Here is a 15,289-nt window from a genome sequence, read left to right on the forward strand (position 1 = left end):
AGGAAGAAATGTATTATCCGGAAGAGGTAATCGAGGAAGTCAGAATGCGTAGCGACATTGTGGATGTGATTTCCGGATACGTGAAGCTGCAGAAGAAGGGAAGCAACCTGTTTGGACTCTGCCCGTTTCATCATGAGAAATCGCCATCCTTTTCGGTGTCGCCGTCCAAGCAGATGTACCACTGCTTTGGCTGCGGTGTCAGCGGCAATGTGATTACGTTTGTGATGGAATATGAAAATTATTCATTCCGCGAGGCGGTTGAGATGCTGGCGGACCGTTCAGGCGTGAAACTGCCGAAGATGGAATATTCTAAAGAGGCAAAGGCGAAGGCGGACCGCAAGGCGGCGCTTCTGGAGATCAATAAGCTGGCAGCCAATTATTTTTATTACCAGCTCAAGCAGCCGCAGGGAAAGATAGGATATGATTATCTGGTAAAGCGGAAGCTGACGGATGAGACAATCCGGCGGTTCGGACTGGGATTTTCCAATAAAATCAGCGATGATCTGTACCGGTATCTGAAAAGCAAGGGCTATGAGGACGAGCTTTTAAAGGATACGGGGCTGGTGACGATCGAGGAGCGCGGCGCCAGGGACAAGTTCTGGAACCGTGTCATGTTTCCGATCATGGATGTCAACAGCCGGGTGATCGGGTTTGGCGGACGTGTCCTCGGGGACGGGGAACCGAAATACTTAAACTCACCGGAGACGATGCTGTTTGACAAAAGCCGGAATCTATACGGACTTAATTACGCGCGTACTTCGAGAAAGAAATATATGATGCTCTGCGAGGGCTACATGGATGTGATTTCCATGCACCAGGCAGGTTATACGAACGCGGTCGCATCGCTGGGAACGGCGCTGACCGAGCAGCATGCGGCGCTTTTGAAGCGGTATACGGATCAGGTCATTCTGACCTACGACAGCGATGGCGCGGGCGTCAAAGCGGCGCTGCGGGCGATTCCGATCCTCAAGCGGGCAGGAATTTCAACCAAGGTATTGAATATGCGTCCGTATAAGGATCCAGATGAATTTATGAAAAACCTGGGAGCAGAGGAGTTTGAAAAGCGGATCGAGACGGCTAGAAACAGCTTTCTCTATGAGATCGATGTGCTGAAAGCCGGTTTTGATATGGAAGATCCGGAGCAGAAGACGGCATTTTACAATCAGACGGCGCGCAAGCTGCTTGAATTTGGCGAGGCGCTGGAGCGGGATAATTATATACAGGCGGTTTCGCGGGAATACTTTATCAATTATGAAGATCTGCGGCGGCTGGTCAACCAGCTCGGAAGCCGGTATGGCGTCGGGGAGACGGCAGCAGGCGGATATGCGGGTCGCTATGGTGATTCATATAGAACCGGAAATACGACTGGTGCGGTACAAAACAGGGAGGTAGGCGGAAGCGTCGGCAGTGCCGGGGCAGTGGCGGAAAACCGCGGTGCTGGAAATGCAGAGTTTCCGGGAAATGCGGGACCGGCGGTGAGACCGGTGGGCAGGAAGAAGGAAAAGGACGAGGGCATCCGCCGTTCAGAACGCCTGCTTCTTACATGGCTGATTGAAGAACCATCGTTATATGCCCGGATCAAGGACATCATCGGACCGGAGGATTTTGTAAAACCACTTTATAAAGAAGCGGCAAAAGCTGTATTTGAGGGTCTGGAAGCTGGAAATGTCAATCCGGCGGCGATTTTGAACCGCTTTATCGACGACGAGGGCAATTATAAAGAAGTCGCGGCGCTTTTCAATGCAAGTCTGGAAGAATCCTTAAACAATGAGGAGCAGAAAAAGGCATTTGCGGAGACGGTGCGCCGGATCAAGAAGAACAGCCTCGACGATCAGATCCGGCGGGCGTCGGATTTGAATGAGCTGCAGCGGCTCATACGGGAACAGGCGGGATTGTCTTCGCTCGTAATTACGTTGGAGTGATTGCGGATTGGGAAAAATTGGGTTACTGTACACGGGTAGGCACTTTTGGAACCGAAAGTGCCGTAAGAAAACGTGGTGGCAGCAGGAATTTGCCGTATTGAAATGCGAAGCCACGGCAAATTCCGTTACTGGACACGTATGCGTGTTCAGTAACAAAATTGGAAATGGTCGGGCAGGTTCTGAGGATGGAAGGAAGGATGAACTATGGAAGAGAAAAAAGTTACATTTGAAGAAAAACTCACACAGCTTCTGGAATTGGCAAAAACAAAGAAAAATGTACTGGACAATAAAGAAATATTGAATTATTTCCATGGTGAGATACTGAGCCCGGAACAGCTCGATCAGATCTACGATTTTCTGGAAAATCATCATGTAGACGTTCTCCGGATGGATGACGATGAGGACATGGAGCCAGAACTTTTTGAAGACGGCGAGGAGGAGGAGCCGATCGACGTGGACAACCTGGATCTCAGCATCCCGGATGGCGTCAGTCGATGATCCAGTCCGGATGTATCTGAAAGAGATCGGAAAAGTGCCGCTGCTTTCCCCGGAAGAGGAAATTGAGCTGGCGAAGCGGATGGAGCTGGGAGATGAAAATGCCAGAAAACGTCTGGCGGAGGCGAATCTGCGCCTGGTTGTCAGCATTGCGAAGCGCTATGTCGGCAGAGGTATGCAGTTCCTTGACCTGATTCAGGAAGGAAATCTGGGTCTTATCAAGGCGGTTGAAAAATATGATTATTCAAAAGGATTTAAGTTCAGCACCTATGCAACCTGGTGGATCCGTCAGGCGATCACGCGCGCGATCGCGGATCAGGCGCGGACGATCCGGATTCCGGTTCACATGGTGGAGACGATCAACCGTCTGATCCGGACTTCCAGACAGCTTTTACAGGAACTTGGACGGGAACCTACCCCGGAGGAGATCGCGGAAAAGATGGAGATGCCGGTTGAGCGTGTGCGGGAGATCATGAAGATTTCACAGGATCCGGTTTCCTTGGAGACACCGATCGGCGAGGAGGAAGACAGTCATCTGGGCGATTTCATTCAGGACGATCATGTGCAGGTTCCGGTCGATGCGGCAACCTATACATTGCTGCATGAACAGCTCATGGAAGTGCTCGATACGCTGACCGAGCGGGAGCAGAAGGTGCTGCGTCTGCGCTTTGGCCTGGACGACGGCAGACCGCGCACGCTCGAAGAGGTAGGACGGCAGTTCAATGTCACCCGCGAGCGGATCCGCCAGATCGAGGCGAAAGCGCTGCGGAAGCTGCGCCATCCGAGCCGGAGCAAAAAATTGAAGGATTATCTGGATGAATGATCTGGAAAGAAGAAATAAAAAGTAGAACACAGGAGAATAAATCATGCGGACAGAAGTAAAACTCTCGAAGCGTCTGGAACGGATCGCTTCTTTTGTACAGCCGGGCAGCCGGGTAGCAGATATCGGCACCGATCACGGTTATGTGCCGATCTGGCTGGTGCAGAAGGGCGTGTGCCCGTCGGCATTGGCGATGGATGTGCGGAAAGGCCCACTGGAGCGGGCGGAAGAACACGTGGAAGAGGTGGGGCTTTCCGGGAAAATTGAACTGCGCCTGTCAGACGGACTGGCAAAATTGAAGGCAGGCGAGGCAGACACAGTTGTGATCGCCGGAATGGGCGGAAAACTGACCTGCCGGATTCTGGAACAGGGACGCCATGTGTGGGAGAATTGGAGCGAGGGAAAAGAACGCCTGATTCTGTCGCCGCAGTCGGAGCAGGACGAAGTGCGTCATTTTCTGGAGGAACAAGGATTTTTAATTCTCCGGGAAGCGATGCTGACGGACGAGGGAAAATATTACATAGTGATAGAAGCGGCGCGAGGCACGATGCGGCCAGGGAGAGAGCAGGATTACCGTTTTGGAGCCGATTTGATCCGGAAGAAAGATCCGGTGCTGCTTGCGTATCTGGAGAAAGAAGAGAAGATGACGCGGCAGGTGCTGGCAGGGCTGACAGAAAATGATGCCCAGAACAAGAAGGGAACTTTAGAAGCCAGTGAAGCGGGAGAGGCGGCGATCAGCCGCCGAGCAGCGCGCATCAACGAACTGACCGCCTATCTGGCGCTGATAGAGGAGACGAGACATGAAATGCAGTGAGATTATCAAGATCCTGGAAACACTTTCGCCGCGCAGCATGGCATGTGACTGGGACAATCCGGGGCTTTTAGCGGGGCGCAGCGGGAAGGAAGTGAAGACGATCTTTCTGGCGGTGGACGCCACCGATTCTGTGATTGAGCAGGCAGAGCAGGCGGGGGCGGATATGATTTTGACGCACCATCCGCTTATTTTCAAAGGAATCAAGCAGGTGTCCGATCAGAATTTCATCGGCAGAAGAGCCTGCGGATGATTCAGGATGATATTTCCTACTATGCGATGCACACCAATTTCGACGCAGCGCCGGGCTGCATGGCAGATCTGGCGGCAAAGAAGCTGGGACTGACGGATTGCGAAGTTTTAGAGAAAATGGGAGAGACCGGAGACGGCACTTCCTACGGAATCGGATGCACTGGACGCTTCGAACAGCCGATGACGCTGCGGGAAGCTGCCGAGCAGGTCAAGGAGGCATTTGGCCTGCCGTATGCGGCGGTCTTCGGTGAGCTGGACGGTGAGGCAGTGATTCAGAAAGCGGCGGTCTGCCCGGGCGCGGGAGGAAGCACGATGGGAGAGGCACTGGCAGCCGGGGCGCAGGTTTATATCACAGGAGATATCAGCCATCATGAAGGAATCGACGCGGTTGCACAGGGCATGGCGGTCATTGACGCCGGACATTATGGAATTGAACACATTTTTACAGAATTTATGGAGAAATATCTGATGAGGAAGCTGGGTGATGCCGTGAAGGTTGTGCGGGAGAAACCGGCGTTTCCAATCCAGATTGTTTAGGGAGGGGATTACATGCCGGAGGTACGGATTGGGAGTGAGATAAAAACATATCCGCAGGGAACCGCCTACGCGGAGATTGCGGAGGAATATCAGAAGAATTACGAGAATGATATTCTTCTGGTCTCGGTAAATGGACGGCTGCGGGAGCTGCATAAAACACTGCAGAAGGACTGCCAGATGGAATTTATCACAGCGGCAGATACGGCTGGCTATCTGGCATATCAGAGAAGTGCCGTCTTTCTGATGATGAAAGCCTTTCAGGATGTGGCAGGCAGGGAAAATGTGAAAAATATCACGGTCTGCTTTTCTATTGAAAATGGCCTGTATGTGGAGGTGGAAGGCAGGGTAACACTCAGCCAGGAGCTCTTAGACCGTGTGAAAGCGGAGATGAAGCGCCTGTCTGAGCAGGATCTGCCGCTGCAGAAACGGAGTGAAAATACGGATGAGGCGATGGATCATTTCCAGGAGCAGGGCATGTATGACAAGGCGCGTTTGTTCAATTACCGGCGGGCGTCGCGGGTCAATGTTTACCGGCTTGGCGATTATGACGACTATTTCTACGGATATATGGTCATGAGCACCCGGTATCTCAAATATTTTGATTTACAGATGTACGAGGAAGGATTTATCCTGCGTCTGCCGAACAAGAAGCAGCCGAAGGCGATTCAGCCGTTCCATCCGCAGAAAAAACTGTTTGATGTCCAGCAGGAGGCGGAAAAGCTCGGTCACAAGCTCGGTGTGTTTGACGTGGGAACACTCAACGATACGATCGCGCGGGGGCGCATGAACGACCTGATCCTGATGCAGGAGGCGCTGCAGGAAAAGAAGATCGGAGATATTGCGGAGCAGATTTATGAGAGCGGACGCAAACTGATCATGATTGCAGGACCGTCCTCTTCGGGAAAAACGACCTTTTCACACCGTTTGTCGATTCAGCTCGGCGCGCTGGGAATGAAACCGCATCCGATCGCGGTGGACAATTATTTTGTCAACCGTGTGGACAGCCCGCGGGATGAAAATGGAAATTACGATTATGAGGCATTAAACTGCATCGATGTGAAACAGTTTAATGAAGATATGGAAGAACTTCTGGCGGGAAAACGCGTGGAACTGCCGGTTTACAACTTTGTCAAGGGCGAGCGCGAATATAAGGGCGATTTTTTGCAGCTTGGGGCGGAGGATATTCTGGTCATCGAGGGAATCCACTGCCTGAATGATGATTTGTCGTATTCACTGCCGCGTGATAAGAAATTTAAGATCTATATCAGTGCGCTGACCCAGTTAAATATCGACGATCACAACCGAGTTCCGACGACGGACGGACGTCTGATCCGGCGGATGGTCCGCGATGCGAGAACGCGCGGTGCGTCGGCACAGGACACGATCCGGATGTGGGATTCCGTACGCCGGGGCGAGGAGCGGAATATTTTCCCGTATCAGGAAGAGGCGGATGCGATGTTCAACTCTGCGTTTTTATATGAGCTTTCGGTGCTCAAACAGTATGCGGAGCCGATCTTATATAGTGTTCCGCGTGATTCGGCGGAGTACAACGAGGCGAAGCGGCTGCTCAAATTTCTCGATTATTTTCTGGGTGTCAGCAGCGAACAGGTGCCGCACAATTCGATTGTGCGCGAATTTATCGGCGGAAGCTGTTTTAAAGTATGATTGACTGGACAAATGCCTGAAAATATGGTAGAGTTAGGATGTTTTGAGTAAGACAGATGGTCGCGGCTGCAGAACCGAAAGGCTGCAGGTGAGGAAAGTCCGGGCTTCACAGGGCAGGATGCCAGATAACGTCTGGTGGAGGCGACTCCAAGGACAGTGCAACAGAAATGTACCGCCCGGTTTACCGGGTAAGGGTGGAAGGGCAGTGTAAGAGACTACCGCCCGGCTGGTAACAGCCGGGGCACATGTAAACCCCATCCGAAGCAAGACCGAACAGAGAGCGCAAGGCGGCCCGTCTGCTCTCGGGTAGGTTGCTTGAGCCTGCTGGCGACAGCAGGACTAGATAGATGACCATTCAACGACATAACCCGGCTTACCGTTTTGCTCAAATCATTTAAGAGGGCTGTTGCCGAATGCAGATACCAAAGAGCATCTTTATCCGGCAGCGGCTCTTTTTTCTATATTGCATACAAAAGAAAAGGGGGAAATTTTATGTTAGAAGGATTTGCATCACTCGTTGGTGTGATCAGCAATGTTATGTACAGCTATCTGTTGATTATCATGCTGCTGGCGGTCGGACTGTATTTCACACTCCGAAGCCGTTTCGTACAGCTCCGTCTGCTTCCGGAATCAATCCGGGTAGTCGGAGAAAAGACAGACAGCAACTCCGTATCCGCATTTCAGGCGCTGATGGTATCGACGGCGAGCCGCGTCGGCACAGGCAATATCGTAGGTGTAGCCAATGCGATCGCCATCGGCGGTTACGGCGCGGTGTTCTGGATGTGGCTGATCGCGATTGTGGGCGGCGCATCGGCTTTTGTTGAGAGCACGCTGGCACAGATTTATAAGAAGCGCGACGCATCCGGCGGAAGCTACGGAGGTCCGTCTTATTATATCGAGGCGGCGCTGAAGAGCCGTGCGCTGGGCGTTGTCTTCGCGATTGCCCTGATTGCTACTTATGCTGGCGGTTTTAATATGCTGGCGTCCTTTAACCTGATTGACAGCATGTCGAATTACGGTTTTTACCATCAATTTATGATGGGGGACAGGAGCCTGGTTCCGATGATCGGCGGCGCCATTCTGGCGATTCTGGTTGGCATCTGTATCATAGGCGGCGGAAAACAGATTGTCCGCATTACCGGTGTGCTGGTTCCGTTTATGGGCGTTTTCTACATCCTGATGGCGATTGCGGTCATGTTTTTAAACATCGGAAGACTACCGGAAGTGTTTGTCAATATCTTCTCCAATGCCTTTGATTTCAAGGCGATCTTCGGCGGATTCGCAGGTTCTGCCATGATGCAGGGAATCAAGAGAGGTCTGTATTCCAACGAGGCGGGTGTTGGTTCTGCACCGAACGCGGCGGCAGCAGCTAATGTCAGCCATCCGGTTAAGCAGGGACTGGTACAGATGCTTTCCGTCTTTATCGATACAATCCTCATCTGTACGGCAACAGCGATGATGTGCCTCTGCACCGGTATCGTTCCGTCCGAAGAGCTGAAAGGCGCTCCGTTCGTACAGGAATCTTTGGGAACGGTATTTGGCGTGATCGGACCGTATTTCATTACATTTGCACTTCTTTTGTTTGCATTTACGACACTGCTCGGCAACCTGTTCTACTGTGAGGGATGTCTCAACTACATCGCAGGTCGTACACTGAAAAACAAAGAAATGAACGTGTTCCGCCTGTTTGCGGTGGTAGTTGTCTTCATCGGCGCACAGCTCCAGTTCGGTCTGGTATGGGATCTCGCGGATGTCCTCATGGGTATCATGGCGATCATCAACCTGCCGGTTATCGTGATTCTGGGAAATACAGCGCTCAAATGTCTGGATGATTACCTGGTGCAGAAAAAGGAAGGCAAGAATCCGTGCTTCAAGGCTGAGAGTATCGGGCTGGAAGGTAAGACAGAGTTCTGGAATTAAGATGTTCAAGGGTAGGCACTTTTGGAATCTATAATCTGGAAAATAATAAAAAGCCATGAAATCGCTTATGATCTGTAAATCTACAGAAAAGTCGTTCATGGCTTTTTTGATATTCATTTGATATATTCAGGAGAATTTACAGCGAATACTTCTCATCACAGTACTGGCAGCGGTATACCTCTTTTTCCTCATCCGCGAGATAGAAGATATGCGGAAGCTCCTGCTCGATCGAGGTAATGCAGCGCGGGTTCTTGCAGTGGATGACATTTGTGATTTTTTTCGGCATCTTGACATCTTTTTTCTCTACGATTTTTCCATCCTTGATGATGTTGATCGTGATACGGTGATCGATGTAGCCGAGCACATCAACATTTACCAGATCAAGCTGCCGTCGATCTTGATGATGTCCTTGCGTCCCATCTTGCTGCTGCGCGCATTTTTGATGATAGCCACCTGGCAGTCCAGCTTGTCCAGCCCCAGTTTAAAGTAAATATCCATACTGCGTCCTGCCTGAATGTGGTCCAGAACAAAACCTTCTTTTAATCCGCTGATATTTAACATGGTTTTTCCACCTCCAGTAAAGTCATGATCAGAGCCATACGGACGTATACGCCGTACTGAACCTGTTTGAAGTAAGCGGCACGCGGGTCGTTGTCCACCTCAACGGAAATCTCATTGACACGCGGAAGCGGATGGAGCACAAACATATCATCACGGGCAAGCTCCATCTTCTTTTTGTCGAGAATGTAGCAGTCCTTCATACGGATGTAATCTTCCTCGTTGAAGAAACGCTCTCTCTGGACACGTGTCATGTAGAGAATATCAAGCTCCGGCATCGCCTCATCCAGGTTTTCGACCTCTTTGTACTCGATTCCCTTTGCATTCAGTGTATCCTCAATGATATAATCCGGGACGCGCAGTTCCGGCGGGGAAATGAGGACGAAACGGATGCCTGTGTAGCGGGACAGCGCATTGATTAAGGAGTGAACCGTGCGTCCGAATTTCAAATCGCCGCACAGACCGACTGTTAAATTGTTCAGGCGTCCTTTTAAAGAACGGATCGTCATTAGATCGGTCAAGGTCTGCGTCGGATGCTGGTGACCGCCGTCGCCGGCATTGATAACCGGGATGGAAGAGTGCAGGGAAGCAACCATCGGCGCACCTTCCTTCGGGTGGCGCATCGCGCAGATATCTGCGAAGCAGGAGATAACGCGGATGGTATCTGCCACACTCTCGCCCTTGGAAGCAGAGCTTGAATCGGCAGAAGCAAAGCCAAGAACCCGTCCCCCTAAGTTCAGCATAGCAGCCTCAAAACTTAAGCGTGTACGGGTGCTTGGCTCATAAAACAGAGTCGCGATTTTCTTTCCGTCGCAGACGTGTGCATATTTGGCTGGATTGGCTTCGATATCGGAAGCGAGATCCAGAAGCTGGTCGATCTCCTCAACGGAAAAATCCAGTGGATTCAGCAAATGTCTCATTTGATTCTCCTTCTCTATTCGTATTAGCATATTTTTCCCAACTATTATAAAACATTTCCAGATGGATTGCTATAGCTTTTAATGATCTGTGATATAAAAAATATGAATAGGGGGGATAGAAAATATGGACAATGTGATGACGGCTGGAAGATTACCTGCGATGAAATAGGAAATAAAAATGACTTTACAGGGCAAAATGGATTAGCGTAAGGAACGGTCAGACAGGGAGAAAAATCTGGTAAGAAAAGCGTAAGGAACATTAAGAAAAATAAGGTAGGAGAATTGAAACAAATCCGGTATAATGTAGAAAGAAGAACTGGAATTGCAATGGTTGAAACTTGTATAAATCCAGGTTGTCAGGAATGGATTTCGATGGAATATTCAGGAGCATGAAATAAGTTAGAAAATGGAGAAGGTTGATGGAAGAGCGGAAAGTGCCGGGGAAGAATGAACTCCGGAAACGGGAACCTGTCATACAGGTAAAAAATCTATATAAAGTCTACCGCGTCGGCGAGACGAAGGTATACGCGCTGAACGGCGTTGATTTTACGATGTACCGTGGCGAATTCTGTGCGATTGTAGGTACCTCCGGTTCGGGTAAATCTACCTTATTGAATATGCTGGCGGGGCTGGAGAAGCCGACGAAGGGCGAGATTGTCATAGCCGGACAGCACATAGAAAAATTAAACGAGAACCAGCTGGTGGCATTCCGCCGGGAGCGGGTCGGATTTATCTTCCAGTCATATAACCTGCTCGGTACGATGAATGCGGTTGAAAATGTAGCGCTTCCGCTGTCCTTCCGCGGTGTGCCGCGCGGCAGGCGTCGGGAGATGGCGGAAAAATATCTGAAAATGGTCGGACTGGAAAAAGTCGGCGATCATATGCCGAACCAGATGTCCGGCGGGCAGCAGCAGCGTGTCGGCATTGCACGGGCGCTGGTGGTACATCCAGAGATCATTTTTGCAGACGAGCCGACGGGAAATCTGGATTCGCACACGACGATGGATGTGCTGAAACTGATGCAGCGGATCGTCCGGGAACAGAACCAGACGCTGGTTATGGTTACGCATGATAACCATCTGGCGGCGTATGCGGACCGGATCTTCCATATTATCGATGGTAAGATTGTGAAGATAGAGGAGAATCGGCAAATGGGCAAGGAAGATGGGAGAATAGAGGAAATTTAAGAGAGCGAAAGACGGAGCAGATATGAAATAGACAGATAAAAATAGAGTGTTGGCTGTGTCTGGAATTTAGAAGGCTAAAACACAGGAATGCTGACGATAGAATGAGAAATTGATAAAAGCAGCATTTAATGTGAGAGGATATGGAGGTATGAAAAATGAGAGGTATGAGAAAGTGGAAGAGATGGGCGGTGTTTTTGCTGCTTTTTGTGGTGTTGGCGGTGGGAGGAAGCCGGACAGCGCAGGCGGAGATGCTGGATATGACAAAATATAACGATGATTTAATTACCGTCAGTAAAGTGCCGCACGGAAAGGCCGGAAATAAAATTTCGATTAAGATGACGGTTCATAATAATGGCAGCAAAGGAGATAATTATTTAAGAACAATTCGTTTAGCCAATGCGGATCAATACGATCAATTTTATACATATGATGATGACGATGATGATGACAGTGATTCGGATTCCAATATTTCATGGTCTGGAAAACATTTTCCATTTGAAGCTGATTCAAATACGTTTAAAGAAAAAAGAATTGATGTAAAGCCAGGTTCGTCTAAAAGTGTAACATTGACGTATAAACTGCGCCGGGATTTGGCAGCAGGATATTATCAGGCGTTTTTCTATATTGATGACAGCCTAAAAGTCGGCATCAACATCTGGGTTTCCGCTTACGACGGTTCCTCCACCGAGGAAGACGACAACACGAAGCTGGACTACGATTTTTCCATCGGCGATAACCAGCAGACGCCGTATGCGGGGTACAATCAGGTCATGGATTTTGGCGTGAACCTGACCAATACGGGACTTAAAAAGGTTTACGATGTCCGCGTGGATATGCAGCTTGACGCCGATATAACAAAATTCCCGTTTGATATCAATGAGGGCAACTATAACCGTAAAATGGGGGATATGGAATCAGGGCAGATGGTGACGGTTCCGTACAGCATGATGGTGCGTGAGGACGTAAAATCGGGCTTTTTCCCGATTCACTATCTGGTTACATACCGCGAAGAAGAGGGCGGCGAGTTTTCGGAGCCGGTGGACAAGGTGTTTTACGTGCGCGTCAAGGGAAAAGATGACGATGAGCTGTCGGCGGATGCGGGCGAGCAGGATCGAACCAAGGCGCGTATCATCGTGGACAGCTTCGAGACGATCCCGGCAGAGATCTATGCCGGACAGCCGTTTGAACTGCGTGTGCGGATGAAGAATGCGTCTTCGGATGTGGCAGCTTCCAATATTATGTTTACATTTGCTTCGGAAGAAGTTGAAAATACGCCGATCTTTACATCCGAGAGCGGTTCCACCTCCGTAGTTGTCAATAACATGGCGCCGGGGGCGACGGCGGATCTCTCGATGGTGTTCAAGGCGGCGCCGACGGCGGAGCAGAAATCATACCGCATGACGATTCAGGAGCAGTACGACAGCCCGGAATTTAAAAATGCCAAGGAAGAAGTCAAAATTGCCCTCCCGGTAAAACAGGAGCCGCGGCTGAACACCAGCACGATCGATGTGATGCCGGATGCGATCGAGGTTGGTTCTGAGACGAATGTCATGTTTGGCATCAACAACACCGGAAAAGTAATTCTTTACAATGTTATGGCGCGTTTTGAGGCAGATTCTATCCAACCATCTGACGCTTACGTGGGAAATATCAAGCCGGGCGAAACCGGCAATGTCGATACGATGCTGACCGCGATTGCGCCGACAACCGATGATGGAAAAGTGAAGATTATCATTTCCTATGAGGATGAAAATGGAGTCGTTTCAGAGACCGAAAAAGAAATGCTTCTGAACGTGAGTGAGGCGTTTTCCGATGACGGGATGGACGGCATGGATGGAATGGACAACGGCATGGATGCAGATGCCGATGCGGCGCAAGCGGGCGGCGCTGGGCGGATCGCTCCGATGCTTGTGATCGCTGCGCTGGTGGGCGCAGGTGTCGGTGTAGTTGTCTGGAAGAGGAAAAAGAAGAAAATAGCAGGAGAAAAGGCGCTTGAAGACGAATTAGAAGAGGAACTGGACAATGAGCTGGGCGAGCCGGAAATGACGACAGCAGATGTATCGGAAGACGAAACAAAGGACGTTGAAAAAGAACAAAACGATCATCTGAAAAGAAAGAAAAAATAGAAAGGACCGGTGAAAATGAGATTCAGTGATCTGCTGACGATGAGCGTCAACAACCTGTTTCGCAGAAAGCTCCGTACCTTTCTGACGGTTCTGGGAGTCGTGATTGGTACGGCATCGATCGTTGTCATGGTTTCCATCGGAATAGGACTGAAAGAATTTACCATCAAACAGTATTCTTCCTATGGAAGCCTGACCGCGATTCAGGTGTATAATTATGACAATGGAAATTCCAGCGATAAGAAAAATCCAGAGGACAGCTTTATGACGGATGAGACGATGAAGACATTTGAGAAGATTCCGCATGTGACAAGTGCTTATCCGGATCTGAACCTGAATGTGATTATGCGTCAGGGTGTCTACGAGGGAAATGTGCAGCTGCATGGGATCCCCTTGGGAGCAATGAAGAATATCAAGCTGGGGGAAGGAAGTCTGCCGACTGCCGAAACGAAGGATATGGAGATGGTGGTCGGAAACATGGTCGCGCAGAATTTCAGCAATGCTAAGACGGGAAAAGGCTATTGGGACACCGGAGAGATGCCGGATATCGATTTTATCAATAAGCCGATGTTCACGATCTTTGACACGGATGCCTACTATCAGTCTAAGGGTAATTCCGGCGGTGATGACGGCAGCCAGAAGGTGGCGGCTCCGAAGAAATATATGCTGAAAACCGCCGGTCTGGTCGCAGGCGGACCGGATGAGTGGAGTGATTATAGCTACGGCGTCTACGTTGATCTGGATAAGCTCAAGACACAGCTAAAACAGGTGTTCAAGAAAAAGCCGATTCCGGGTCAGCCGACCAATAAAAAAGGAAAACCGTACAATTATTTTGTATATGAGGAAGCAACGGTCAATGTGGACGATATGGATCATGTAATAGAGGTACAGAAAGCCATCAGCAACATGGGCTATGAGGCAAACAGCCAGATGGAATGGCTGGAACAGTCCAAACAGCAGTCCAACATGATCCAGGCAGCCCTCGGCGGCATCGGCGCTGTTTCCCTGCTGGTAGCTGCGATCGGCATTGCCAACACGATGATGATGTCCATCTATGAGCGGACGAAGGAGATTGGCGTGCTGAAAGTGTTAGGATGTTCCCTTGCAACCATCCGAAATATGTTTCTGATTGAGGCAGGTTTTATCGGTTTCATGGGAGGACTCATCGGACTGATGCTGAGTTTTATGGTTTCCGTGCTGATTAACCAGTTTCTGGCAGCGACTTTTTTATATGGAATGGATGGAAAACTGTCCGTGATCCCGATCTGGCTGGCAGTTCCATCGGTAGGATTTGCCATCATCATCGGCATGGCAGCCGGATTCTTCCCGGCGATGCGCGCAATGAAGCTGAGTCCGTTGGCGGCGATACGGAATGAGTGATACGTTTGCTTATGCGATAAAATAGGCAGATGCCAGTTTTCCTCCTTGCAAATCCCCCCAACTTGTTATATACTTAAATATACTATGTTATTATAGTAATGAAAGAACGAAAAAAGGAAGGAATTACCGATGACACTGTTAGAAAATTGGCGCAATCTGGCATATGGTGACGGGCTGGATGATAAAAAGAAAGAGGAACTCTGGTCTGGATATTTTACGATTGAGAAAGGCATTTACGAGCAGATTCTTGCAAACCCGACTGAGGTTGTAGAAGGTACCGTTAAGGAACTGGCTGAGAAGTATGATACCGAAGTTATGATCATGACCGGTTTCCTGGATGGAATCAATGAGAGCTTAAAGGGCTATGAGAACCCGATCGAGACCATGGATGAGGATACCAAGGTTAAGATTGAGATCGACCCGGAGAAGTTATATTACAACATGGTAGAGGCAAAGGCTACCTGGCTGTATGAGCTTCCGCAGTGGGATGCAATCCTGACTGAGGAGAGAAGAACAGAGCTGTACCGCGAGCAGAAGGCATCTGGCACAGTCCGCAATACACATAAGATTTACCCGAACGATCCGTGTCCATGCGGAAGCGGTAAGAAATATAAGAAGTGCTGCGGAAAGAATAAATAATAGATTTATGAATCAGAAGCACATCCGGAACACAGAGTGAACCGGATGTGCTTTTTTCTA

The 15,289-nt window shown here is 49.8% G+C and carries 9 protein-coding genes, 1 other RNA gene and 3 pseudogenes; 11 read left to right on the top strand and 2 right to left on the bottom strand.

The window, feature by feature from the left end; all coding sequences use genetic code 11:
* The first annotated feature begins 8 nt into the window (after nt 1–8).
* The 7 genes and pseudogenes from dnaG to DWX91_RS06355 all read left to right on the top strand — a co-directional run bounded on the left by dnaG (nt 9) and on the right by DWX91_RS06355 (nt 8,422).
* Complete coding sequence (dnaG, locus tag DWX91_RS06325) at nt 9–1,922, top strand: DNA primase (protein ID WP_118472474.1); 1,914 nt, start codon at nt 9–11, stop codon at nt 1,920–1,922.
* A gap of 204 nt (nt 1,923–2,126) precedes the next feature.
* A pseudogene (gene rpoD, locus DWX91_RS06330) lies at nt 2,127–3,240 on the top strand (RNA polymerase sigma factor RpoD).
* A 43-nt stretch (nt 3,241–3,283) separates the two neighbouring features.
* Nucleotides 3,284–4,051, top strand: a complete 768-nt coding sequence (locus DWX91_RS06335; RefSeq protein ID WP_118538513.1) for a tRNA (adenine(22)-N(1))-methyltransferase — start codon at nt 3,284–3,286, stop codon at nt 4,049–4,051.
* A gap of 37 nt (nt 4,052–4,088) precedes the next feature.
* Nucleotides 4,089–4,837 (top strand): annotated as a pseudogene (locus DWX91_RS06340) (Nif3-like dinuclear metal center hexameric protein).
* A 12-nt stretch (nt 4,838–4,849) separates the two neighbouring features.
* Nucleotides 4,850–6,502, top strand: a complete 1,653-nt coding sequence (locus DWX91_RS06345; RefSeq protein ID WP_118472477.1) for a nucleoside kinase — start codon at nt 4,850–4,852, stop codon at nt 6,500–6,502.
* Nucleotides 6,503–6,546: 44 nt separating this feature from the next.
* Nucleotides 6,547–6,894, top strand: an RNA gene (gene rnpB / locus DWX91_RS06350) — RNase P RNA component class A.
* A 100-nt stretch (nt 6,895–6,994) separates the two neighbouring features.
* On the top strand, nt 6,995–8,422 hold the full coding sequence (locus DWX91_RS06355; protein WP_118472478.1) for an alanine/glycine:cation symporter family protein: 1,428 nt from the start codon (nt 6,995–6,997) through the stop codon (nt 8,420–8,422).
* A gap of 136 nt (nt 8,423–8,558) precedes the next feature.
* On the opposite strand, the pseudogene DWX91_RS06360 reads toward DWX91_RS06355, so the two are convergent.
* Together DWX91_RS06360 and pyrB are read right to left on the bottom strand one after the other, a co-directional pair.
* Nucleotides 8,559–8,983, bottom strand: a pseudogene (locus DWX91_RS06360) (aspartate carbamoyltransferase regulatory subunit).
* Nucleotides 8,977–9,900: an aspartate carbamoyltransferase gene (gene pyrB / locus DWX91_RS06365; protein WP_107001544.1), complete on the bottom strand. Its 924-nt coding sequence runs from the start codon at nt 9,898–9,900 to the stop codon at nt 8,977–8,979. Before pyrB ends, DWX91_RS06360 begins: the two are co-directional and overlap by 7 nt.
* Nucleotides 9,901–10,319: 419 nt before the next feature.
* Between pyrB and DWX91_RS06370 the strand changes: the two genes are divergently transcribed.
* The 4 genes from DWX91_RS06370 (at nt 10,320) to DWX91_RS06385 (ending at nt 15,229) form a co-directional block, all read left to right on the top strand.
* The gene (locus DWX91_RS06370) at nt 10,320–11,087 is read left to right on the top strand and encodes an ABC transporter ATP-binding protein (protein ID WP_118472479.1); all 768 of its coding nucleotides are present in this window, start codon (nt 10,320–10,322) and stop codon (nt 11,085–11,087) included.
* 155 nt (nt 11,088–11,242) lie between these two features.
* Entirely contained in the window at nt 11,243–13,213 is a 1,971-nt protein-coding gene (locus DWX91_RS06375; RefSeq protein WP_243017804.1) for a COG1361 S-layer family protein, read from the top strand.
* 15 nt (nt 13,214–13,228) lie between these two features.
* The gene (locus DWX91_RS06380; RefSeq protein WP_118472480.1) at nt 13,229–14,590 is read left to right on the top strand and encodes an ABC transporter permease; all 1,362 of its coding nucleotides are present in this window, start codon (nt 13,229–13,231) and stop codon (nt 14,588–14,590) included.
* 129 nt (nt 14,591–14,719) lie between these two features.
* On the top strand, nt 14,720–15,229 hold the full coding sequence (locus DWX91_RS06385; RefSeq protein ID WP_022359524.1) for an SEC-C metal-binding domain-containing protein: 510 nt from the start codon (nt 14,720–14,722) through the stop codon (nt 15,227–15,229).
* Nucleotides 15,230–15,289 lie beyond the last annotated feature (60 nt).

It is taken from the genome of Clostridium sp. AF22-10 (assembly GCF_003478725.1).
Classification (GTDB): Bacteria; Bacillota; Clostridia; order Lachnospirales; family Lachnospiraceae; genus Otoolea; species Otoolea fessa.

What these genes read in the sequence shown, in the direction of transcription:
- DWX91_RS06385 (WP_022359524.1), top strand. Translation starts at nt 14,720, where the DNA reads ATGACACTGTTAGAAAATTGGCGCAATCTGGCATATGGTGACGGGCTG.
- dnaG (WP_118472474.1), top strand. Translation starts at nt 9, where the DNA reads ATGTATTATCCGGAAGAGGTAATCGAGGAAGTCAGAATGCGTAGCGAC.
- DWX91_RS06375 (WP_243017804.1), top strand. Translation starts at nt 11,243, where the DNA reads ATGAGAGGTATGAGAAAGTGGAAGAGATGGGCGGTGTTTTTGCTGCTT.
- pyrB (WP_107001544.1), bottom strand. Translation starts at nt 9,900, where the DNA reads ATGAGACATTTGCTGAATCCACTGGATTTTTCCGTTGAGGAGATCGAC.
- DWX91_RS06355 (WP_118472478.1), top strand. Translation starts at nt 6,995, where the DNA reads ATGTTAGAAGGATTTGCATCACTCGTTGGTGTGATCAGCAATGTTATG.
- DWX91_RS06345 (WP_118472477.1), top strand. Translation starts at nt 4,850, where the DNA reads ATGCCGGAGGTACGGATTGGGAGTGAGATAAAAACATATCCGCAGGGA.
- DWX91_RS06370 (WP_118472479.1), top strand. Translation starts at nt 10,320, where the DNA reads ATGGAAGAGCGGAAAGTGCCGGGGAAGAATGAACTCCGGAAACGGGAA.
- DWX91_RS06335 (WP_118538513.1), top strand. Translation starts at nt 3,284, where the DNA reads ATGCGGACAGAAGTAAAACTCTCGAAGCGTCTGGAACGGATCGCTTCT.
- DWX91_RS06380 (WP_118472480.1), top strand. Translation starts at nt 13,229, where the DNA reads ATGAGATTCAGTGATCTGCTGACGATGAGCGTCAACAACCTGTTTCGC.